Source organism: Geobacillus sp. FSL K6-3411 (assembly GCF_037965715.1).
Classification (GTDB): Bacteria; Bacillota; Bacilli; order Bacillales; family Anoxybacillaceae; genus Geobacillus; species Geobacillus thermodenitrificans.
Genome location: NZ_CP150187.1, coordinates 605,813 through 628,167, shown reverse-complemented (window position 1 = coordinate 628,167; position 22,355 = coordinate 605,813). Strand labels below are relative to the sequence as shown.

The window sequence follows — 22,355 nt, the reverse complement described above, 5'->3', positions numbered from 1 at the left end:
GCCTTTTGTCAATATAGATACCATTAATATATGGGCTTAAACGTTCTTTTAACAAAAAAAGGGGGCAGAAATATTTTCCGCCCACCACATTTCATTCATTTGAGGAGGTTACTATGTATCATATGTAAAACAGTTTATGTCGCTTGGACGCTTACCTAGATGAGGCCAATTGGGCAACTTCCGCAAGCGCCTCATCGACGTGTCCTTTTACTTTCACCCCGCGCCATTCCTTTACCAACGTTCCATCGGGAGCAATAATGAATGTCGAGCGCTCAATGCCCATATATTCCTTACCAAAATTCCGCTTTTTCTTCCAAACCCCATATAGTTCTGCTACGTGATGTTGTTCATCGGAAAGAAGCAAAAACGGCAGTTGATATTTCTCAATAAACGTTTCATGCCGCTTAACTGGGTCCGTGCTTACCCCTAAAATAACGGCATTCAACCTGGTAAACTGCTCATAGCGGTCACGAAAGTCACATGCTTCAGTCGTGCATCCAGGCGTCATGTCTTTCGGATAAAAATAAAGCACGACATATTGGCCTCGGAAGTCTGAAAGCGAAACCATTTTCCCGTTGCTTGCCGGCAAGGTGAAATCCGGGGCTGGTTGGCCAATGGCAATTATCATGACGTTCCCTCCGTCTGCTTTATTTTCTTTTAGCGTAACGGAGTGGGAAGAAAATTGCAACTGTTAGCGGCGGTCCCAATCAAATACGGTGCGCGCTACGATGACAGCTGGCATAATGTAGCCGAGCAACGCCTCAGTGATCGCGATCCACCGTCCGATGCCGATCGGGGTCACATCTCCGTATCCCACTGATAAGAGCGTTATGCCGCTTAAGTACAAGCTATCCCCAAGCAAAGACAAGCGGTTATCCACGTCGCTATTTGAGGACGGAGTGAACACTGCATGGCCATTCACCTGCAAAATCATATAAATCATGGCAAAACCGAGCAGCATCGTTACATACCATTGAACGAGCACCCACAGACTGTCGAGTGAGAGGCGGTGCGTCGCTTGAACGCGCGCTGTCCAAATTGAGGTGATGCTACCGAGCAGTACGGCGGTAACCACTCCGAGGAAGGCGTAATCCATCACATTCCCTCCATCCTTGTCCGTTGTTCATATATACGTGGCCGAATGGACAATTATGACGGAGTGAACCGCCGCGATCTCGATAGTGATCGTACTTGAAACAGCAGCGTCAAGCTGCGCTGCCTGCCTAGACTACCCGTTTAGCAGAGCCCTTCTCCATTTTTGTAGAAAGTTAACGCCTTGACTTACTGCGCAAAGGAGCGAGCCAACACACCTTTCAGTGTCGCTGCGCTATGTTGAAACCATTTTTGCTCGTTATCGTCTAGCTCAAGCTCAATCACTTCGCGAATACCATGACGGTTGATGACCGCCGGTACACCGATATAGACGTCACGTTCGCCATATAAACCGTCTAAGTAAGCCGAGACGGTCAAAATAGCGTTTTCGTTATGCAAAATGGCGCGCGTCACGCGGGCGAGCCCCATGGCAATGCCGTAGTACGTCGCCCCTTTTTTCTCGATAATTTGATAAGCGGCATCACGAACGTTGACAAAAATGTGCTCCAGCTCTTCCCTTGCCTGCTCTCCTTTTGATTCGATCAACTTGCGGATCGGCACGCCGCCGATATCAGCCTGACTCCAGACCGGAAGCTCAGTATCGCCGTGTTCGCCAATAATGTAGGCATGTACATTCGTCGGGGCAATATCGAAGTACTCACCTAACAAAAAGCGGAACCGTGCCGTATCTAAAATTGTCCCCGAACCGATCACCCGCTCATAAGGCAAGCCACTGAACTTCCATGTCGCGTAGGTCAAAATGTCGACCGGATTGGTAGCGACAAGAAACAACCCTTGAAACCCGGACGCCATAACCGATTCGACAATCGAACGGAAAATGGCGATATTTTTATCGACTAGATCGAGCCTCGTCTCACCTGGTTTTTGGTTGGCACCGGCGCAAATGACGACTAAATCAGCATCACGACAATCACGATAATCCCCATACCAAATGTTGGTGGGATTCGGTGCAAACACTTTCCCATGGTTTAAATCCATCGCATCGCCCTTGGCTTTATTTTCATTTGCATCAATGAGCACAATCTCATCAGCAATCCCTTGATTCATTAAAGCAAATGCATAGCTGGAACCGACAAACCCTGTGCCGACAACCGCTACTCTGTTTCCTCCTCCGTTTTTCATCACTATTCTCCCTTCTTATTATTGTGAATACATTCACAAATTATTTTACGCGATGAAATCGAAACTATGCGTAAACGATTATGGCAATTGTTTGGACGTTGTTTGTCATTTTCATGACAACCTCCATTAAGCAAAAAAATGGACGAGGCAGTTAACTCCCCGTCCCTCGGTACCTCCTAACCCCGGCGTTCCAAAGCATTATAGCGATGGCGAAAAACAGCGCGCCAACAACCGGGGTCATAAACGCATAATCATACCACTCTTGCTTGTTAAGAAAATACGAAGCCGGATAGACGCCAACAAAGGCAAACGGAAGCACCCATGTTAAAATATAGCGAATGACCCGATGATAAATATCGATCGGATAGCGGCCATAGCTGCTAATGTTGTACATCATCGGCATAATCGAGGTGCGAGCATCAGCGAAAAAGCTAATGGTTGCCAGCGAAATGAAAATGCCGGCGTAAATGAACGCACCGCCGATCACAAGTAAAATAAAGATAAAGAAATCATACCAATGAAACGTCAGCGATAACCGGACACTAGCGTACGCCATAATGATCAATCCCGGTATAGCCCCTAACAACGATTCGAGCTCCATCCGTTCGAGAATGATCTGAAATAGGCTGTGCACCGGGCGAGTCAACACACGGTCCATTTCTCCTTGGACAATATAGCGCTCATTGAAATCCCATAGATTAAAAAAAGCGCCAAATACCGCATACGGCACAAGAAAAAAGCCGTAAATAAACAAAATTTCATCGCGCGTCCAACCGTGAAGGAGCGGTGTATGGCCAAAAACGACGAGCAAAAACACGAGATTGACTGCCTGAGCCATGAAGTCGGACAACCACTCAATGAGCAAATCGGTACGGTATTGCAATTTTGTTTTCATATATTGCGCCATGTATTGAAAAAAGACCGATATATAAAACAATCGTTTACCCCCCTTGCACGACGAGCCGCTTTTTCGCCATCCGCCATAACAACCCGATTGGTAAAAGCAACAGCGCGCACCATGCCACCTGCACGATCAAGCCGTCACGAACGTCGGCGCCTTGGAAGCTTTCCGTAATGATCATGCTTGGGATGTAGCTAATCGCCTGAAACGGAAAATAATCCATCAGTCGTTGCGCCCAATCCGGATAAAAGGAAACGGGCAAAATGAGCCCGGAAAACAGATCGATGATAAACCGTTTCGCCCTGAGCAACCCTTCGTTACGGAATGTAAAAAACGTCACCACCCCCGCTAGCAAGTTCAGCTCTGAATAAATAACAAAGCTAAGCAGGAGCGACAAACTAAATGACAGCCATGTATGGGCGTTTTCTGGAAACTGAAGCGGCAAAAAGAGCGACACGACTAAAAGCCCGGGCAACGACAAAAAGAACAAACGGAACAACCCTTCGCCGAGCCCTTGAACCGCCTTCATCCCTAAATAGCTGTATGGGCGAATGAGCTCGGTCGCTACTTTTCCATCGCGAATTTCCATAGCGATTTCACGGTCGATGTTGTTAAAATAAAATGCCCTTGACAGCCAAGAAATGGCAACATACGTCGTCATTTGTCCAAGCGACATCCCTTGCATCGACGGTTTGTCCCCGTAAATAGCCGCCCAAAGGAAATAATACGCCGCAATGTTAATAGCATAAATAAGAATGCCAGTATAATAGTTTGTCCGATAGGCAAGCATCATTAAAAAGCGGATGCGGATCATTTCCACATATTTATCCATGGACCGCACCTTCCTCATAGATATTGCGGACAATCTCTTCCGTTGACACTTCATGAATGCGGATATCTTGCAGCGCATAGCGGGCGGCGACGCGGCTGACGACTTCCGGAACTCCTCCTGATGGAACGTGCGCCACCCAGACGTTGGACTGTTCGCCTTTTTTCCAGACAACATCCAATCCGGCGGTCAGCTCTTGCAAGATGGAGGCGTCCTTTCCTTCAGCAAATGTAAAGGCGACCCGTTTTCCTTGCCCCCATTTTTCTTTTAACTGCTCAAGCGAACCATCGTAAATGATTTTCCCTTCATCGAGCATAATCACCCGCTCGCACAGCGCTTCGATATCCGACATATCGTGCGTCGTCAATAAAATCGTCGTTCCATACCGTTCGTTCAACTGTTTCAAAAACTGGCGGATGTTGAGCTTGACAAGCACATCTAGACCGATTGTCGGCTCATCTAAAAACAATAGGGGCGGATTGTGAATGAGCGCAGCGGCGAGCTCGCAGCGCATCCGCTGCCCGAGCGACAGCTTGCGCACCGGTTTGTCAAGGAGCGGGCCGATCTCAAGCATCTCAATTACTTCGCTCATATGGCGAGCGTATTGCTCATCCGGGACACGGTACACCTTTTTTAACAGTCGGAACGACTCTTGAACAGCGATGTCCCACCATAATTGTGAGCGCTGGCCGAAGACAACACCGATTGTCCGCACAAATTTCTCCCGCTCCTTATGCGGGTTCATCCCATTGACAATGATGCGACCGGATGTCGGTGTCAAAATGCCAGTCAACATTTTGATCGTCGTCGATTTACCAGCACCGTTTTCGCCGATATAGCCGACCATTTCCCCTTGCTTGACGGTAAAGGAGATGCCGTCAACCGCACGAACCGTCATGTAACGGCGCGTCCATAAATCACGAAACGCTCCGACGAGGCCGGAGCGGCTTTTGTGCACTTTAAATTCTTTTCGCAACTCCTCTACTTCAATAGCGTTCATCCTTCTCCTCCTGCCTCTCTTTGAAGTGAACAAACGAAGACAGGCTGCCGCCTTCCTTCTATGTTGCAATTATACATAAATCCATGTTATTTTCACCTGTTTTGTCTTCTAGAAGCTGGCGAGGAATTTGTGGAAATATCTTTAATGTGCTGAAAACGCATATCCTATATCGGTTGTCGGCTTACTTTTCCCCCTCGTCTCCCGCAATGACCAAATGATGTCTTCTCTCTAGCGAGCACGACAGCCACAGTGAACAGCACATTATGGTAAAATAAAGGGGCAGTCATCGGAAACAGGAGGATATCAAGCGATGCAGTGGACAAAATCGGAACAATTATATGAAGAAGCACTTCGACACATTGTCGGCGGGGTGAACAGCCCATCCCGCTCATATAAAGCAGTCGGCGGTGGCGCTCCGGTCGTCATGGAACGGGCGCAAGGGGCCTATTTCTGGGATGTAGATGGCAACAAATACATTGACTATTTGGCCGCCTACGGACCGATCATTACCGGACATGCCCACCCGCACATCACCGCGGCCATCCAGCGCGCCGCGGAAACAGGGGTGTTGTACGGCACACCGACACCGCACGAAATTACATTTGCGAAAATGTTAAAAGAAGCGATTCCTTCACTTGAGAAAGTGCGGTTTGTCAACTCAGGAACAGAAGCAGTGATGACGACCATCCGCGTCGCTCGAGCTTACACCGGCCGCAGCAAAATCGTTAAATTCGCCGGCTGCTATCACGGTCACTCCGACCTCGTGCTTGTCGCCGCCGGCTCAGGTCCTTCGACATTAGGGACGCCGGATTCAGCTGGCGTGCCGCAAAGCATTGCCCAAGAAGTCATTACGGTGCCATATAATGATGTGGAATCATTCCGTGAGGCGATGAACGTTTGGGGCGAACACGTCGCGGCCGTATTGGTTGAACCGATCGTCGGCAACTTCGGAATTGTCCTTCCGAAACCCGGCTTTTTAGAAGCCGTGAACGATATCGCCCATGAAGCCGGGGCGCTCGTTATTTATGATGAGGTCATCACTGCTTTCCGTTTTATGTACGGGGGAGCGCAAAACTTGCTTGGCATTGAACCTGACATGACGGCCATGGGGAAAATTATCGGTGGCGGCTTGCCGATTGGGGCGTACGGCGGACGCCAAGATATTATGGAACAAGTTGCTCCGCTTGGCCCAGCCTACCAAGCTGGGACGATGGCTGGTAATCCAGCATCGATGCTCGCAGGTATCGCCTGCCTCGAAGTGTTGAAACAAGAAGGCGTATACGAGCATCTTGACCGGCTTGGCGCCATGCTCGAAGAAGGGATCATGACTCATGCCCGCCAATGCGGCCTGCCGGTAACTATCAATCGCCTCAAAGGCGCGCTGACTGTCTTCTTTACAGAAGAAAAAGTTGAAAACTATGAGCAGGCCCAGCGGAGCGATGGCGAGTTGTTTGCGAAATTTTTCAAGCTAATGCTCAAGCAAGGCGTCAATCTCGCACCGTCCAAGTATGAGGCATGGTTTATTACTCTCGCCCATACAGAAGACGACATCGCCTACACGATTGACGCGGTCGGTCGCGCGTTCCGACAACTATAATCGGCATGGCATGCGACCCTTGCCTCTAGCAGGCTAAAGAAAAATGAATGTTTCCCGACAACTGCCATTTTTGAAAGGCTCAAAAACAACGTTTACCCGTGGTGCTAGTTGAACTTTAACGCTCAACTAGCCCAAGAATGACGAGTGAATAAGCGAGTAAAATGCCATCCAAAGATGATTCAAATCCAGAAACAGAGTTGGATCGAATCTCTGTGATCCGGTACTGATCAATGAGAACGGAAAACACGGTTTCAATGACTTTGCGCTTTCGTTTCATCCATCGTTTCCATGCTTTCGATTGATGGATTTTCTGGTTTTTCCGAACGGGCGTCCAAAAAGTGATCTTGTATTCATCATACAGCTTCTTTTGCAAGTCTTGGCTCACATATCCTTTGTCACCAAGTGTATACGGATGAGGAAGTTGGACCATCACGGTTTCCGCAGCTGTCCGGTCGTGACAGGATGCTTCGGTGACGACATATCCCATCGGAAGCGCTTGGTCAGTGATCTGGAGATGAAGCTTCAATCCATAGTAAGCCATCTTTTTGGATGCACAATACCCAATATCTGCGATTCCTTGAAACCGTTTGACGCGATATATTCGTACGTGGTGGCAGAGTTCAATGGGTAAGCTATCCACTACCGCATAAGCATGATGTTGCCCACGTTTGGCTAGTTGATATCGGATCCATTTGACGGCAAAGCCAAGATTTCGACAACGACGGTTATATCGAGAGCGTTCAGGAAATAAATCTTTCGAAAATAAGTTTCCGATCACAAATCGGTGCCAAGCTCGTTCGGATGTAAAACCTAACAACTTTCCAAGAACATGGACGGCGATGATGACCTCATCTTCTTGCTTCAACAAATGGCGATTTCGACGTTGTAAATACATCTGAATTAAAGACAATTGTCCAGATACAAAGAATAAAATCGCTGCATATTGTTTTTGAATTTTCGCTTCGTCTGTTGTAAAATGAAAGTGCTCTTGCATGTGAACTCTCCTTTTGAATGTTTGGTAGCACTTTCATTTTAAAGGAGATCCTTCATGCAAGGGCTATTTTTATACTTATCTCATTTTATCTAGCACCACGGGTATAAACATTAAATTTATAGAAATTCAGAAATATGGATACCCACTTTACATCTATAGAGGTGGGACTTCTCTAGGAATCCTAGAAGCGCCTCTCAACCCTTGATAAAGAAGGGTTCAGAGGCGATTTGTTTACTTAGTAATCGTCGAATTCTCATAACAAAAATTACAGGTGTTCTCAATATTTAATTCAATTTAATTTAACATTTGATTTCTGATTTGAGAGAAGGTAACACTACCCTTATCAGTTCTTCTCTCATTTCCTTAACACTTGTAAAACGTTCTTCTTTATTTGCTGAAACAGCTTTTAAAATAAAGTTCTTGAGCTCAGTATTTTTTTCTCTTGTGAATTCACCTTTTCGGCCAGTAAGTATAAAATAAATCACTTGGGCAAGTGCATATGTTTCATGCCTTATCTCGTAATTTTCAAAACCAACTTTTCTTAAATCAGAATAATCATTAATAACCCCTTTTATTTCCGTACCTTGTCTAGTTAATTTACTCTCAGGACGCTTCACCAAACCAAAGTCCGTCACTTTTACCCATGAAGAACCATCATCATATTGTTTAATTAAAATATTTTGATAACTAATATCCCTATGTAAAATTCCTTTTGAATGGATGTATTCAAATGCGTTTAATAATTGAATAACTAAAGCTCTCCTTGTATCAAAAGATATTGAGCCATTATTTCTACTTATAAATTTTTCTAACGTTTGATCAGCTAATTCCATAGTGTACTCATTTTTCTCTTCATTGTAATGGTATGCCTTAATAATAAAAGGTGAGTTAAGAGTCTTCAGAACATTATACTCATTTCTAAACCTTTCTAGTTCATCAGGACGAAGGTCTTCGTTTGCTCTTTTAATAGCGAAATCACAATTATAGTAAGGATCCCTATACTTAAAAACTTTAGCATAAGATCCCTCTCCTATAAGCCGAATTCTGACTGCTGATTTCATGTTAAAGGGGCTTTCAACCATTGTTGAGTTAACAAGAGTAAAAATAGGCTTATGTTCAATAATATTTATTTTAGGGAAATCCTCAGGAATCGAACTGCCTCCAATTTCAGATAAAAATTGCATGCAAGTTTCAAGTATTTCTTCATAGTAACTGTCTATTTCAAAATAAAACTCGCTATTTTCCTCTTTTAAAGTTGCTTGAATCACTCTTATTTGGTTAATAAGATCAATCAGCTCCCTACTTTCATGAGCATTATAATGACCACCAACTCCTGGTTTATTTTTGTAGTTCATAAATGAGAACAACTTGTTCAAACGGCAATGAATAATTGAAAAAATTCTCCTCAACGTTTCATGTTTAATGTCGTTATAAAAACCTCTGTATAACACAACTTCGGTACCGTCAAGAATTTTGTGTAATGTAATGGGGTAGGGTTTCTCTGAAATGGATTTGAATTGATAGGGGACTGATTTTCTCCACACGAGGATGTCCCAAAAGTGTTCGCATAGCGTTCGCTTTTGGGACACTTTTTTGGATAAAAAAGAAGAAAACCGTTCCTCTTTTGGTATAATAGAGTCACCACAACCCTACCAAAGAAAGGACGGTTTTCTTATGTACATTTATTATAACCGAGATCAACTCATTTTGCCAATGGATCTTGAAATTTTCATTCCCAAACATCATCTTTGCCGGATCGTGGATCTGGCAGTGGAAAAAATGGATCCGGCTCTGTTCGTTTCCCTCTATCCTGGCGGAGGGCGTCCAGCCTATCATCCGAAAATGATGTTGAAAGTCATCCTGTATGCCTACGCCAATCGGATCTACTCCTCTCGCCAAATCGCCAAGCAGTTGAAAGAAAACATTTACTTTATGTGGCTATCCGGCCATCAAACACCGGATTTTCGCACGATCAACCGATTTCGGTCGGAACGGATGAAGGACATCATTTACGAAACGTTTTTCTCCATTGTCGATCTTCTGCGTCAAGAAGGGCTGGTCAAGTTAGAGGATTATTTTCTGGATGGAACGAAAATCGAAGCCAATGCCAACCGATATACATTCGTTTGGCGCAAATCAACGGAAAAGTACGATCAGAAACTGGAGGAGAAATTCCGGAAAATCGTTGCCTCGATCGAACAGGTGACGAAAGAAGATGAAGAGGCGGAACAAGAGGGGGATTTTCAAGAAAAGCTGGAAGCTTCACCGATCACGTCCGAAAGGATCGAAGCCGTCATCGAACAAGTGGAAGAGCGCCTAAAGAAAGAGCCGAAGAATCGTACGTTAAAGAAAGCCAAACGGCAATTGGAACAAGATCTTCTCCCCCGTAAGAAAAAATATGAAGAATACAAAGAAAGATTAGGCGAACGGAACAGTTTTTCGAAAACGGATCCGGATGCCACGTTTATGCGGATGAAGGACGACCATATGAAAAACGGCCAGCTCAAACCGGGGTACAATGTGCAGATTGGGACAGAGAACCAATTCATCACTGGATTTAGCGTGCATCAACGGGCAGGGGATGCCGGATGTTTCATTCCGCATTTGGAGCAATTGGCCGCCTATGGGCGTCCAATGCCTAAACAAGCCATTGCGGATTCCGCCTATGGGAGTGAGGAGAACTACACGTACTGTGAGAAAAAGGAGATAGTCGCCCTGATCAAGTACAACACGTTGGATCGGGAACAAACGAAAGCGTGGGCGAAGGAGATCGGCCGAATCGAGAACATGACGTATGATGAGGAGCTGGATGAGTGGATTTGCGTCAAAGGGGAACGGTTGGTGTTTGTGTATGAACGGAAGGAAACGACCGACAACGGGTACGTTACCGTCAAACGGACGTATCGTTGTACGGCTTGTGCCGGATGCCCGTTTCAGACGGCATGCGCCAAAGGCAAAGACACGAAAACCATCCGCGTTTCCTTGAAAAATCAACAACAACGGCAGGAGATCCGTAAACGGCTGTCCACGGAAGAAGGGGCGGCGACGTACCGAAAACGACAAATCGAAAACGAGCCGGTGTTTGGGCAAATCAAGCACAACCAGCAATTTCAGCGCTTTTTGTTAAGAGGGCTCCCAAAAATTACCTTGGAATGGGGGCTTATTTGTGCTGCTCACAATTTGAGAAAGTGGGCGGCCACAACCGATCCAACAAAGAAAAAACAGGATAAAATTCAGAAATAAGGAGAAATTCCTGCTTCAAAAAAGGAATAAATAACCAAATAGTAAAGAAAAGAAACAGAGGCTGTCCCCAAAAGGTCGGTTTAACGACCTTTTGAGACAGCCTCGTGTGGAAAGGGAGAATCCCCCTATTTTGTTTATTTACAGTATTTGGTTAATGATAACGTTCTTCAAACATTCGTTGAAGGGCTTCATGCGCTTCGGCAAATCCTCGCAACTTTCGCCCTGCCCATTTCTCATTAAAATCTTGAATGGTCAAATACACGATTTTTTCAGCGGCTTCTAAACTATTCAAACTGTTCATCGGTTTTAGGCGTTTCCGAATCTCCTTGATCGTTCGTTCGATGGCATTGGTCGTGTAAATCACACTTCGAATACTGCTTGGATCATCCATAAATGTAAGGAGGACATCCAACTCATTGGCCCAAGATTGAACTTCTCTTGGATATTTGCTGGACCATTTCGACTCAAACTGTTGAAACATTTGTAACGCCATCTCCTTATTCGGCGCGCGATAAATCAGCTTGAGATCCTCGGCCACTTCGAATTGGTCTTTTTTCCGAACACGATGGAGCGTGTTGCGGACTTTGTGAACGACACAACGCTGCACATCGGCTTTCGGATAAACCGCCTTAAAGGCTTCCTCCAACCCCGGTAGTCCATCGAATACGCCCAGAAGCACTTCCTTTACGCCCCTGTTGTATAGTTGTTGAAGAATCTCCTGCCATACATAGGCGCTTTCCTGTCCTCCCACAAAGAAATCAAGAATTTCGCGATATCCTTCTTCATTCACCCCTAACACCACATAAATGGCTTCTTTCTCCACGGTTTCGCGACGAAGTTTTACGTATAAACCATCCAAATATAAGACAGAATAACGCTTGTGCAGTGGACGAGTGTGCCATTTCTCGATGTCTTCCTTCACTACATCGGTAATACGACTGATCGTTGCAGGAGAATAGGCATTGCCTAAAATTCGTTCAATAAACTTGCCAATTTCACGTGTGCTCATGCCACTTTGATACATCCTGATGATGGCTTCCTCAAGCCAGCCCGTGTGGCGTTGGTAAGGGGCAAACAGCTGCGTTTGAAATTCTCCGTTTCGGTCTCTAGGGACCAAAAGACCTTCAATCCGACCGTATTGCGTATCTAGATTTCTCTGATAGTAGCCGTTTCTCATATTCGATGTTCCGGCTTGTTCGATTTCGAGGAAATTTTTGATTTCTTCCCGCATGATCAGCTCTAATTTTTCCTTTACAAACTGGCGAATAGCACTTTCTAGTTGATTTGCCCAGTCTGCATTCGGTATACTTTTAGACATAGGTAGGGTACTCCTTTCTCTGAAATGTGTTGTGGTCCAAATCAGAGAATGCCCTACCTTTTTTCTTTTGATCTAGTAAAATGCTTTACACAAAATTTTATACATCATCTTATCACCTTTTTTAATAAATGAACGTGTTACAAAACACATAATAGATGTATTCTAGACCAAACAATTCTAAGTAATGCCACGACAGAATGGATTTATTCCAAATTCACCTTTTAGCTGACCATTCCACAATGTCATTGATCATTTCATAGCTTCAAATTACTCTTCTCTGTTCTTCTCAGAAACGTCAAAGTAAGCTGGGGAAACATATTTAAAAAATAAAATCCCATCATATTGTTGTGCAGGTACAAAGGAAGTAGGCATTCCTCCGCCCTCATAGGCCCGCCACTTTTTCTGTGCCCAGTTTCCATTGCACTGAATAAAACTATTTTGATAAGGGGAATGGTCAAGAAGGCTTTCCAAATGTTTTTTATTCATTTTTTTTATTGGATATTCCTTACCTGTATAATCCAACATTTTGCCTTCCTTTGCATACAACCCCAATACAAAACTTTTCTCCTTAATCGTTTGGGAGAGGTTTTCCACAAACGATTTATAGGCAGACAGGCGCTTGGCGGAAGTATTTTTGCTAATATGCATGTTATGTGCCCAAATGATAAATTTTTCATTTGGGTATATTTCCTGTGCTAAAAATTCTAGGTTTTTTGCCATTAATGCATCCCGATACTCAAAAAGTTTCGAGAAACTTTTTTCTAAAGTTGCTTTCAAGTAATTTACTCTATTTTCCATCGTACGGAGGACAATTTTATAAATCTTGCTGTCCGGAAAACAATGCTGTTTGAGTTCCTCAATCAATTCCATGCCCTTACTTTCCATCTCTTCCCTTATATTTTGGCGCATTGAACGCTTGATTTTCCGTTTATCGGCTGCAATCAAAACCTCGATCGCCCGCTTTTCAAAATCGACAAACTTCTGTTTGGTCGGACCCGTTAAATAAGACTCGAGGAATTCCGAAAACAAATTCTCCTTTTTTCCTTGATAAACATCCACACCAGTAAAATACAGCGGCCGCTCCTGCTTCATTTTTTTCATATAGTCAAATAATCCAAGGACAAATTCATTTTGCCACACACGCCCAATGGTACCCGCCATAAAACGTTTAGAATCAAGTTGATCAGACAGATAATCGCCGATCATACATGGCCCCAATTCGCTTTCAAAGGCAAGTACATGAAACCCCAATTCTTCATGAAGATATTTAATCAGGCTTACTTTTGCTAGACTGTATTCTTTGACGCAATGGCTGCTCTCCCCAAGGAAGACAAAGCGTTTATGTTCCAAAATCGGCTGAAGAAACTCAAAATGATAGCGGTCCATATCCCCTATATCGATACTTTGATTTTTGACTTCGTTTACAAATAAAGTAGTCATTTAAATTTCACCTTCCAAAACGGCGTCTAATTCCTCATTATTACTCTTTGAATAATAAAGATTGTAATAGAAGCCTTTCTTTTTCATTAACTCGTAGTGAGTCCCCGATTCAACTATTTTTCCATCATTCAGAACAATAATGCAATCCGCATCTTTAATTGTGCTTAAACGGTGCGCTATTATAATACGAGTACAATTCATTTCATTTAAATGTTTATCAATATTTTTCTCATTAATATTATCCAATGAACTTGTTGCCTCATCTAATATCAAAATAGCAGGTTTTTGTAGAATGGCTCTTGCTAACATAATTCTTTGTTTTTGGCCACCTGATATATTCATCGACATTTCAGAGACAGGTGTGTAGTAACCCATTGGCATAGCCATTATTTCGTCATGTATTTGGGCAATTTTCGCAGCTTCAATTACATCATCCATAGAAGGATTTTCCTCGTAAACTGAAATATTGTGAAGAATGGATTTGTTAAAAAGAGTGGCATCTGGAGGGACAACTCCAATTTTTCTCCGTAACCACTGCTTATCTATATCTTTTAAATTAACATTATCATAAAATATTTCACCTACATTTGGTTCATATAAACCTAATAACATCCGGGCCAGTGTACTTTTACCTGATCCTGATGGTCCAACAATCGCAACTTTTTGCCCTGCTTTTATTTCAAGACTGATATTTTTAAGTACGGGGCGACTATATTTTGTATAAGAAAAGCTAACATTTTCTAGTCTAATATTGCCTGAAAGTTTTTCTAGTTTTATAGCTTTCTCCGGTATTTTTTCGGTACCGTCAAGAATTTTGTGTAATGTAAGATAGATAGGGTATCTCTGAAATGGATTTGGAATGGATAGGGAACCGGTTTCCTTCACACAGGAGACTGAATATTCAGTCTCCTGTGTGGAAAGGGAGAATCCCCCTATTTTGTTTATTTACAGTATTTGGTTAATGATAACGTTCTTCAAACATTCGTTGAAGGGCTTCTTGCGCTTCGGCAAATCCTCGCAACTTTCGCCCTGCCCATTTCTCGTTAAAGTCCTGTATCGTCAAATATACGACTTTTTCAGCGGCTTCTAAACTGCTCAAACTGTTCATCGGTTTTAGGCGTTTCCGAATCTCCTTGATCGTTCGTTCGATGGCATTGGTCGTATAAATCACACTTCGAATACTGCTTGGATAGTCCATAAAGGTGAGAAGGACATCCAACTCATTTGCCCAAGATTGGACTTCCCTTGGGTATTTGTGAGACCATTTGGATTGAAACTGTTGAAACATCTCCAATGCGATTTCTTTATTCGGAGAACGATAAATGAGTTTCAGGTCCTCCGCCATTTCGAATTGATCTTTTTTCCGAACACGGCTGAGGGTGTTGCGGACTTTGTGCACGACACAGCGCTGCACATCGGCTTTCGGATACACCGCCTTAAAGGCTTCCTCCAACCCCGGAAGGCCATCGAAGACGCCAAGAAGCACTTCCTTGACGCCTCTTTTGTAGAGCTGTTGGAGAATCTCCTGCCATACATAGGCGCTTTCTTGTCCTCCTACGAAGAAATCAAGAATTTCACGATACCCTTCTTCGTTCACCCCCAATACCACATAAATAACTTCTTTCTCTACCGTATCCCGGCGAAGTTTCACGTACAAGCCGTCCAAATATAAGACCGAATAACGCTGGTGTAGTGGACGAGCGTGCCATTTCTCGATGTCTTCCTTCACGACATCGGTAATCCGGCTGATCGTCGCAGGAGAATAGGTGCTTCCTAGAATTCGTTCGATAAACTTGCCAATTTCACGCGTGCTCATGCCACTTTGGTACATCCTGATGATGGCTTCCTCCAGCCAGCCCGTGTGGCGTTGGTAAGGGGCAAACAGCTGCGTTTGAAATTCTCCGTTTCGGTCTCTAGGGACCAAAAGACCTTCAATCCGACCGTATTGCGTATCTAGATTTCTCTGATAGTAGCCGTTTCTCATATTCGACGTTCCAGCCTGTTCAATTTCGAGGAAATTTTTAATTTCTTCCCGCATGATCAGTTCTAATTTTTCCTTTACAAACTGACGAATAACACTTTCCAGTTGATTTGCCCAGTCTACATTCGGTATACTTTTAGACATAGGTAGGGTTCTCCTTTCTCTGGAATGTTTTGGTCCAAATCAGAGAATACCCTACCTTTTTTCTTTTGGTCTAGCAAAATGCTTTACACAAAATTTTATACATCATCATTTTTTCTGTTGGAGCTTCCATTACATCATTTATCCTATGTAAATAAGTGTCCATCATTATCATGCTTTGTACTGTATCAACTAAAGAAGATACCAGTCCGAAAAAAGTCCCTGTTAATGAATAGAATGCCACCATTGTCCCAACAGTAATGTTTCCAAGTTGAACTTGGTGTAATGATAAAGCTAAAATTATTAAAGGAGCAGCCAGCTCCAAACTCACTATGCAAGCATTTATTTTATTAGAATAATATTCTTTTTTCTTAAATGCACTTAATAGATTTTTTAACAAGCGCTCCCACTGATTAAAAACTTGTCGTTCTACACCGGCCATTTTGATTCCAAAAATACCATATAATGTTTCAACTTGTGCATCTTGAAATTTAGCTTGTTCAGATAATTCCTCTTCGGAGCGCTGCTTAATCGCATTTTGTGTTAAGGTTAATAATAATACATTCAATAACCCAAATAAAATTACCCATCCTGTTAACCAAGGTGAATTTATTGCCATATATCCAAGTATGATAAGAATTAAAGTAGAATCTAAAAAACTCATGATGGTCTGTTGAGAAAAAAGTTCACGTATCATTATATGGGCATTTGCCCTGTATACTATATCTCCAAATGATCTCATTTGAAAGTACTGAAAAGGTAAATTAATTAAATGTTTAAAGAACCTGCTCATTAATTTCCAATCAAGATGAACCCTTAAATTGGCTAAAAAACGGCCGCGTAAAAAATGGATTACTCCATTAATTAAAACCAGAAAAATAATACTGAGAAGAAAATTGTAAAAAAACTCGTAATGATTTAAGCCAACAATCTCATCTATTGCAAATTTTGTAAGTAAAGGCATTATTATAGTCAGTAATTGAATAAACATTGACCCAATTAATACTGAAAATCAGGCGTGTTGATTATCCAATAAAATCCAAAGGGTATAGAAAAAAGAGCACCTTTCCTGTAGAATGTGAGTAGCGACACAAACAAACCCAGGAGGTGCTCTCTATGAACAAGCATACCACACTCCCGAATTTGATGCAAAAACTTGTTTCGGATGAAGAGATTCAACTGATTGCCGAAGCGGTTGGGTATCGTGATTCGTCTCGAACCTTTACGTTGCGCGAGTTGATTCACTTCTTCCTGCTGGCCGCCATGCATCAATGGAAAAGCTTTCGCCACGGAGCCGATGTGGGGCCTCTGTATGGATTGCCGCGATTCCATTATTCAACTGTATCCAAGAAAGCGAAAGAAGTTCCCTATGACATCATGAAACGCTTGTTGGCGTTGATCATTTCCAAGTGCAACCGCCAAACCCGCCGCTCGCTTCGGTTTCCCAAACCGCTTCGGGTGGTGGATTCGACGACCGTCACGGTCGGGAAAAACCGCCTGCCATGGGCGCCGTATCACGGCGAACGCGCCGGAGTGAAGCTGCACGTCGCGTATTCGCCGGAATCCTCGTTGCCGGCAGACGTGGTGGAAACCATCGGACTGCGTCATGATGGCCCGGTGGGAGAACAGTTGACGAACGCTCAACAAGTGCTGGTGGAAGACCGGGCGTATTTCAAAATCGAACGCCTCGATCGATTTGTGGAGCAGCATCAGCTCTTTGTCATTCGGATGAAGGACAACATCGAACTTCATCAGAAAAAAAGCTTGAAACGCCTTTCCAGCACATCCTCATCGGTTCAAGCCGACTTCACGTGCCAGTTGGGGACGAAACAATGCCGCTCCACCAAGCGTCACCGGGTGGTGATCTTTCGAGATGCGAATGGCCGCGACATTCGGGTCGTGACGAACCTCTTCCATGCGTCTGCGGAAACCATTGCCGACATGTACCAACAACGTTGGACTGTTGAGGTCTTTTTCCGTTGGGTGAAGCAATATCTGAATGTCCCGACCTTGTTTGGCACGACGGAAAATGCGGTATACAACCAACTGTTTGCGGCGTTCATCGCGTATGTGTTGCTGCGATGGCTGTATGATCAAACCAAAAAACAGACGAACGTCTCTCTTTCCTTCATTTCGTTCGTTCGCCGTTTTTTCTCTGGGCAGCTTCCTCTCGATTGGAAATCCGGGATGGCCGCTGCTTTGTTTGAGTATGCCCAAATTTATGGAAGGCGTATGTCTAATTTTGGATAATCAACACTCGTGACTGAAAATAATAATTTAGGTTTCTCAAAGGCTATTTTTAGATATGGTAGCCAAACATTGTTCGGTTTCTTCCTTTTAAAATTATTGTTGGGTTTTAATTCCAAATAATAACCTGTGAAATGTTTATGAAACTCCTCTTTAGAATAAATGCATCGACCAATAGCAGGATCCAACACATGGTATCCCCTTTTATTTATTTTCTCTAATACCACATAATGAAAGTGATCCCAATAAACAATCACTGGCGAATCAACTTCAAATAAATCTTTTCTTTTGTAAACTTGTGTCCCGAGTTCGACAGTTTTGAGGCCATTTTAGGCAAATGAAAATGGCCAAAATGCTGTTATATCAAAGATTTCGCGATGCGGATCCTAGAAAAAAACACTGAATTTCATAGGCACACGACTTGTTTATTTTAACTTTTAAAACAGCTGAATATCGGTTATAATATAGGCATGTACATACGGCGAGTAACACGCAAAAACAAAGATGGAACGACCGTGGCGTATCTCCAGCTTGCTCACAACGAATGGGATCCGAAGGCCAAATATGCGAAAGCGAAGGTGATTTATTCGTTTGGGCGCGAAGACGAGGTGGATCGCGCTGTCTTGGAGCGTCTGGCCAAAAGCATTTCGCGATTCCTTTCTCCTGAGCAGGCTTGGGAAATCGAGACGTTGACAGGAGAAGTGTCGGATGACTTTCAGTTTCAATCAAGCAAACGCCTTGGTGGCGCTTGGCTTTTGGATCAGCTCTGGAGACAACTGGGATTGGGAGAGATTCTCCACTCCTTGTTTGCCTCCCGACATCATCAGATTCCGTTGGAACGGCTGATTTTTGCCATGGTGGCGAATCGTGCCCTTCATCCGTCAAGCAAGTTGGCGATGGAGGAGTGGGTGGAGAAAGACGTGCATATCCCTCATCTTCCCCAAGTCGCCAGCCACCAGTTGTACCGGGCGATGGATGAGCTGCTGGCTGTGCAGCCGGAATTGGAACGCCAAGTGTTCCATGCCGTGGCCGATTTATTGAACCTGGAAGTCGATTTGATTTACTTTGATACGACTTCGTCGTACTTCGAAGTGGATCCATCCGAAACACCAGAAGGAGAATCGCTTCGAAAGCAGGGGTTTTCCAAAGATAAGCGTCCCGATTTGGTCCAAATCGTCATTGGACTGGCCGTTACCCGGGAAGGAGTCCCCATTCGCGCTTGGGTATGGCCTGGCAATACGATGGATATGACGGTCATCAAACAGGTGAAACAAGACTTGATTGGCTGGAAGCTTGGGCGTGTGATCAGCGTGATGGACCGCGGATTTTCGTCTGAAGAGAATTTGCGAATCTTGCAACAGGCCGGGGGACACTACATTGTCGGCGAAAAAATGCGGTCCGGCAAAGCCGCCGTCGAAGAGGCCCTAAACCGTCGCGGGCGCTACCAACAAGTTCGCGAGAACTTGCATATCAAAGAAATCATCGTGGGCGACGGAGAAGCGCGTCAGCGCTATGTTCTCGTGTACAATCCCAGCGAAGCCGAACGCCAACGCAAGGAACGGGAAACGCTGCTCGAATCGCTGAAAGAGGAGTTGGAGGGGCTTCGCCAACTCCCCAATGAAGCTCATCATAAGGCCACCTGCCGGCTGCGTTCCCATCCGTCCTACGGAAAATACTTGCGTCAATTGAAGGATGGAACGCTTCGCATCGACAAGCAAGCGGTTCGTGAAGCGGAAACGTACGATGGCAAATATCTCATCCGAACCTCCGATGACACCTTGTCTGCCGAGGATGTCGCGCTCGGGTATAAGCAACTGGTGGATATCGAGCAGGCCTTTCGGACGTTGAAATCAACACTCGAGCTGCGCCCCATGTATCATCGCTTGGAAGACCGTATCCGGGCGCATGTGCTGCTCAGTTGGCTGGCTCTCTTGCTGGTTCGGATCGTGGAGATCCGAACTCATGAATCGTGGCCGAAAGTAAGAGACGAATGCGAGCGTCTCATGCTTGGACATTTTTCTTCAAAAAACGGCGACCTTTATCAACGAACCGAACTGACGGCCAAACAAGCGCTATTCCTTGCGGCTCTAGGGCTGGAACCTCCTCCAAAGATTCTAGGCATCCACCCTCGCACCTAGATACACGCCCGAAGTGTGCCCAAATGCCTCCGATCCCTTTTGTATCAAGGGGCGAGAGGCATTTTGTTTGCCTAGTGACTGTCGAACTCGGGTCCTGCTTACCCCTTTTATGAGAAAAAACGAATTTTGTGCGCGTTTGCCTGGCCCCCGCCGGTCCCGTAGGCCCTTGCAAAACTTTTTTGACCGCCCCTACCCATACCGCCGTTTGTCCTCTGCCGTCTTCTTGTTATGGCAGCTAGCACACAGGGATTGTAGATTGCTCATGTCTAACCGTCTTTCCCAATCAACAAGCAATGGTCGTATATGGTCCACGACAACCGCCCTTGTAATCCGTTTCTCCTTTAAGCATCGCTGGCACAAGTAGTTATCTCTTGATAACACGGCCAGTCTTGTTCTTTCCCACTCTCGACTATGGTAGAAGGCTCTTGCTTGTTGGTTGCGCTTGTGTTTGTCATAGTCCCTGTCATTCTTCCTTGACCGTTTCCTTCGCTCGAATAGATGTTTATGTTGCTCACAATATCTATCCCTTGTTAAGTTAGTGCAACCGATCTTGTTGCATGGTTTTAGTGGTCTGCTCGGCATAAAATCACTCCAAATAAAAAAGCACCCCGAAATGGGATGCTTTTCATTCAATCATCGAAGTTTTTCTATTTCTTCGCGAATCTGTTTAGATACTCTTTCTAATTCTTGAGAAGTCCAATTAACATATGAATCACCATATTTTATCTTAGAGAGAAGTTCGAAATAAATTAACAGATAATCTAATTTACTTCTAGGTTCACTTATCATTTATTATCCCTCCTTTCGCCTACTCAATTCGATAAAAGGTGAACATTTCCTTCTTAACTATATGGTGTCATTTGAGTGACAATTTTAGATCTTTTTTTATAACTTAATCTTATAAAACGAGTAATGAAAATATAAAGACGATGGCACATATAATAAGCCACCGTCTTCTTTTAAACAAATAGACTATTCTTTTATATAGCCAGCTTTTAAAAGAGCTTCTAAGTAGTGTACAAAGTTTTCATTTTGTATATCACATTCATCGGGGTCTATTCCTTTAAATACTACAAGCTCATTGTATAGCTTTTCACATTGTCCCTGTAATGTAAAAGAACTAATATATTTTCCATCTTCAGACTCTAGAAAAATTAAGAGTAATTTACCTTCTTGTAAATTTCTTTGTTCAAGAGCTTTATTGTAATCTTCTTCAGGGTGTATCGGATAATTACTATTCTCTTTTATAATCTCGATAAAATTATTTTTTTCCTCATCACTAAACAGATTGCTTAAAACATCTTTATCTTCTAACTTGTAAGATTTAGCAATTTTTTCATAATTAATGTAAGGATCTTTTTTTAAATGAGTATATTGCTGTTTATCAATTTCTACAGCATTATATTTTTCCTTAAGTATAGAATCTACTTCTTGAAGTGTAAATTTATTTGGAATTTTAAGCTCTTTATATTTATCAAATAATTTTTGAATCATAAGAATCTGCTCCTTTAAAATTAATAGAATGAATGCCCGCCACTTCTGTTATAAGTATGAAAATGCCAATAGTATCCTGGCTTACCATTACCGTGTCTCTCTGGTCCCACAGGAGTCCTACCATTTCCTGCTCCACGAGCCACTTTTGCAGCTAAAGAATATGATTTCGACCAAACATCGCCACCAGACTTCATTCTAGCAACTGCGGCTGAGTATGATATTGGATTACCAATATACACGTCTCCCTTTCTTATCACAGCTGCATAGTGATCATAACTTTTATTTCTTAATTTACTGGCAACTTTACTTGCAACAGTATATGTTACACCTGCTATTACCACTGCAGCAGATGCAGCAATTAAATGAGATAAAAGCGCTTCACCTATTACAACCCCAATTGGAGCTAGAAATGCCATCGACGCATGAGCTTCATTTGAGTTTACCACAAATTCTTCGTTTGTTTCAGTATCTTTAAATACAGCAACAATTTTATCTTCTGATGCTTCTTTTAACTCTACTTCATATTCTTTAACTAATTCATTTCCTTCTGAATCTTTTTCTACTGACGTTATTATAAATTCATTGTTTATTTTGTCCCAGGAAGCAGAAACAGTTATATCTTCATCAACCGTTGAAACATTTGTTTCAGCTACAATTTCTTCAGAGTTATTTTCAACAATGTCTATATCATCTCTGTATTCGATGATGTATAAAATTTTGTGTAAAGCATTTTGCTAGACCAAAAGAAAAAAGGTAGGGTATTCTCTGATTTGGACCAAAACATTCCAGAGAAAGGA

The 22,355-nt window shown here is 43.5% G+C and carries 19 protein-coding genes and 2 pseudogenes; 4 read left to right on the top strand and 17 right to left on the bottom strand.

Annotation, left to right across the window (positions count from 1 at the left end):
- Window positions 1-151 precede the first annotated feature (151 nt).
- The 6 genes from bcp to NSQ22_RS03100 form a co-directional block, all read right to left on the bottom strand.
- Complete coding sequence (gene bcp / locus NSQ22_RS03125) at window positions 152-628, bottom strand: thioredoxin-dependent thiol peroxidase (protein WP_029761761.1); 477 nt, start codon at window positions 626-628, stop codon at window positions 152-154.
- A 63-nt stretch (window positions 629-691) separates the two neighbouring features.
- A complete protein-coding gene (locus tag NSQ22_RS03120; RefSeq protein WP_008881536.1) occupies window positions 692-1,096 on the bottom strand; it encodes a potassium channel family protein in 405 nt (134 codons plus the stop codon).
- 185 nt (window positions 1,097-1,281) lie between these two features.
- Window positions 1,282-2,235, bottom strand: a complete 954-nt coding sequence (locus tag NSQ22_RS03115; RefSeq protein ID WP_081157605.1) for an L-lactate dehydrogenase — start codon at window positions 2,233-2,235, stop codon at window positions 1,282-1,284.
- A gap of 151 nt (window positions 2,236-2,386) precedes the next feature.
- Complete coding sequence (locus NSQ22_RS03110) at window positions 2,387-3,172, bottom strand: ABC-2 family transporter protein (RefSeq protein WP_011886814.1); 786 nt, start codon at window positions 3,170-3,172, stop codon at window positions 2,387-2,389.
- Between the two features lie 4 nt (window positions 3,173-3,176).
- Window positions 3,177-3,968 (bottom strand): ABC-2 family transporter protein, encoded by a 792-nt coding sequence (locus NSQ22_RS03105; protein WP_011886813.1) that lies wholly within the window; start codon window positions 3,966-3,968, stop codon window positions 3,177-3,179.
- On the bottom strand, window positions 3,961-4,965 hold the full coding sequence (locus NSQ22_RS03100) for an ABC transporter ATP-binding protein (protein ID WP_029761758.1): 1,005 nt from the start codon (window positions 4,963-4,965) through the stop codon (window positions 3,961-3,963). Before NSQ22_RS03100 ends, NSQ22_RS03105 begins: the two co-directional genes overlap by 8 nt.
- A gap of 310 nt (window positions 4,966-5,275) precedes the next feature.
- Between NSQ22_RS03100 and NSQ22_RS03095 the strand changes: the two genes are divergently transcribed.
- Window positions 5,276-6,562 (top strand): glutamate-1-semialdehyde 2,1-aminomutase, encoded by a 1,287-nt coding sequence (locus NSQ22_RS03095; protein WP_029761757.1) that lies wholly within the window; start codon window positions 5,276-5,278, stop codon window positions 6,560-6,562.
- Between the two features lie 115 nt (window positions 6,563-6,677).
- Here NSQ22_RS03095 and NSQ22_RS03090 read toward each other — a convergent pair whose 3' ends face one another.
- On the bottom strand, window positions 6,678-7,556 hold the full coding sequence (locus NSQ22_RS03090; RefSeq protein WP_099232982.1) for an IS982 family transposase: 879 nt from the start codon (window positions 7,554-7,556) through the stop codon (window positions 6,678-6,680).
- Window positions 7,557-7,855: 299 nt separating this feature from the next.
- Complete coding sequence (locus tag NSQ22_RS03085; RefSeq protein WP_253806245.1) at window positions 7,856-8,911, bottom strand: serine/threonine-protein kinase; 1,056 nt, start codon at window positions 8,909-8,911, stop codon at window positions 7,856-7,858.
- Between the two features lie 319 nt (window positions 8,912-9,230).
- Here NSQ22_RS03085 and NSQ22_RS03080 point away from each other — a divergent pair, with 319 nt between their 5' ends.
- The gene (locus tag NSQ22_RS03080) at window positions 9,231-10,799 is read left to right on the top strand and encodes an IS1182 family transposase (protein WP_339263380.1); all 1,569 of its coding nucleotides are present in this window, start codon (window positions 9,231-9,233) and stop codon (window positions 10,797-10,799) included.
- A 151-nt stretch (window positions 10,800-10,950) separates the two neighbouring features.
- Here the strand turns inward: NSQ22_RS03080 and NSQ22_RS03075 are convergent, their stop codons facing one another.
- The 5 genes from NSQ22_RS03075 to NSQ22_RS03055 form a co-directional block, all read right to left on the bottom strand.
- The gene (locus NSQ22_RS03075) at window positions 10,951-12,117 is read right to left on the bottom strand and encodes an IS256 family transposase (protein ID WP_190300612.1); all 1,167 of its coding nucleotides are present in this window, start codon (window positions 12,115-12,117) and stop codon (window positions 10,951-10,953) included.
- A 267-nt stretch (window positions 12,118-12,384) separates the two neighbouring features.
- Window positions 12,385-13,557, bottom strand: coding sequence for an erythromycin esterase family protein (locus NSQ22_RS03070; protein ID WP_008881879.1), 1,173 nt, complete (start codon window positions 13,555-13,557; stop codon window positions 12,385-12,387).
- Entirely contained in the window at window positions 13,558-14,442 is an 885-nt protein-coding gene (locus NSQ22_RS03065) for an ATP-binding cassette domain-containing protein (protein WP_339264162.1), read from the bottom strand.
- 73 nt (window positions 14,443-14,515) lie between these two features.
- Entirely contained in the window at window positions 14,516-15,682 is a 1,167-nt protein-coding gene (locus NSQ22_RS03060) for an IS256 family transposase (protein WP_339264161.1), read from the bottom strand.
- A gap of 70 nt (window positions 15,683-15,752) precedes the next feature.
- Window positions 15,753-16,679, bottom strand: a complete 927-nt coding sequence (locus NSQ22_RS03055) for an ABC transporter transmembrane domain-containing protein (RefSeq protein ID WP_339264598.1) — start codon at window positions 16,677-16,679, stop codon at window positions 15,753-15,755.
- A 116-nt stretch (window positions 16,680-16,795) separates the two neighbouring features.
- Between NSQ22_RS03055 and NSQ22_RS03050 the strand changes: the two genes are divergently transcribed.
- Window positions 16,796-17,929, top strand: a complete 1,134-nt coding sequence (locus NSQ22_RS03050; RefSeq protein WP_015374614.1) for an IS4-like element IS5377 family transposase — start codon at window positions 16,796-16,798, stop codon at window positions 17,927-17,929.
- Here NSQ22_RS03050 and NSQ22_RS03045 read toward each other — a convergent pair.
- Window positions 17,899-18,204 (bottom strand): annotated as a pseudogene (locus tag NSQ22_RS03045) (cysteine peptidase family C39 domain-containing protein); the annotation flags it as partial. The gene NSQ22_RS03050 and the pseudogene NSQ22_RS03045 sit on opposite strands and share 31 nt — an antisense overlap.
- Window positions 18,205-18,396: 192 nt before the next feature.
- Between NSQ22_RS03045 and NSQ22_RS03040 the strand changes: the two are divergent.
- A complete protein-coding gene (locus NSQ22_RS03040) occupies window positions 18,397-20,064 on the top strand; it encodes an IS1634 family transposase (protein WP_172437878.1) in 1,668 nt (555 codons plus the stop codon).
- 189 nt (window positions 20,065-20,253) lie between these two features.
- Here the strand turns inward: NSQ22_RS03040 and NSQ22_RS03035 are convergent, their stop codons facing one another.
- From NSQ22_RS03035 to NSQ22_RS03025, 3 genes and pseudogenes are all read right to left on the bottom strand, one after another.
- On the bottom strand, window positions 20,254-20,646 hold the full coding sequence (locus NSQ22_RS03035; protein WP_339264159.1) for an HNH endonuclease signature motif containing protein: 393 nt from the start codon (window positions 20,644-20,646) through the stop codon (window positions 20,254-20,256).
- A gap of 390 nt (window positions 20,647-21,036) precedes the next feature.
- A complete protein-coding gene (locus tag NSQ22_RS03030; RefSeq protein WP_008881969.1) occupies window positions 21,037-21,558 on the bottom strand; it encodes a hypothetical protein in 522 nt (173 codons plus the stop codon).
- A gap of 20 nt (window positions 21,559-21,578) precedes the next feature.
- Window positions 21,579-22,259: pseudogene (locus NSQ22_RS03025) on the bottom strand (SAR2788 family putative toxin); the annotation flags it as partial.
- Between the last annotated feature and the right edge of the window lie 96 nt (window positions 22,260-22,355).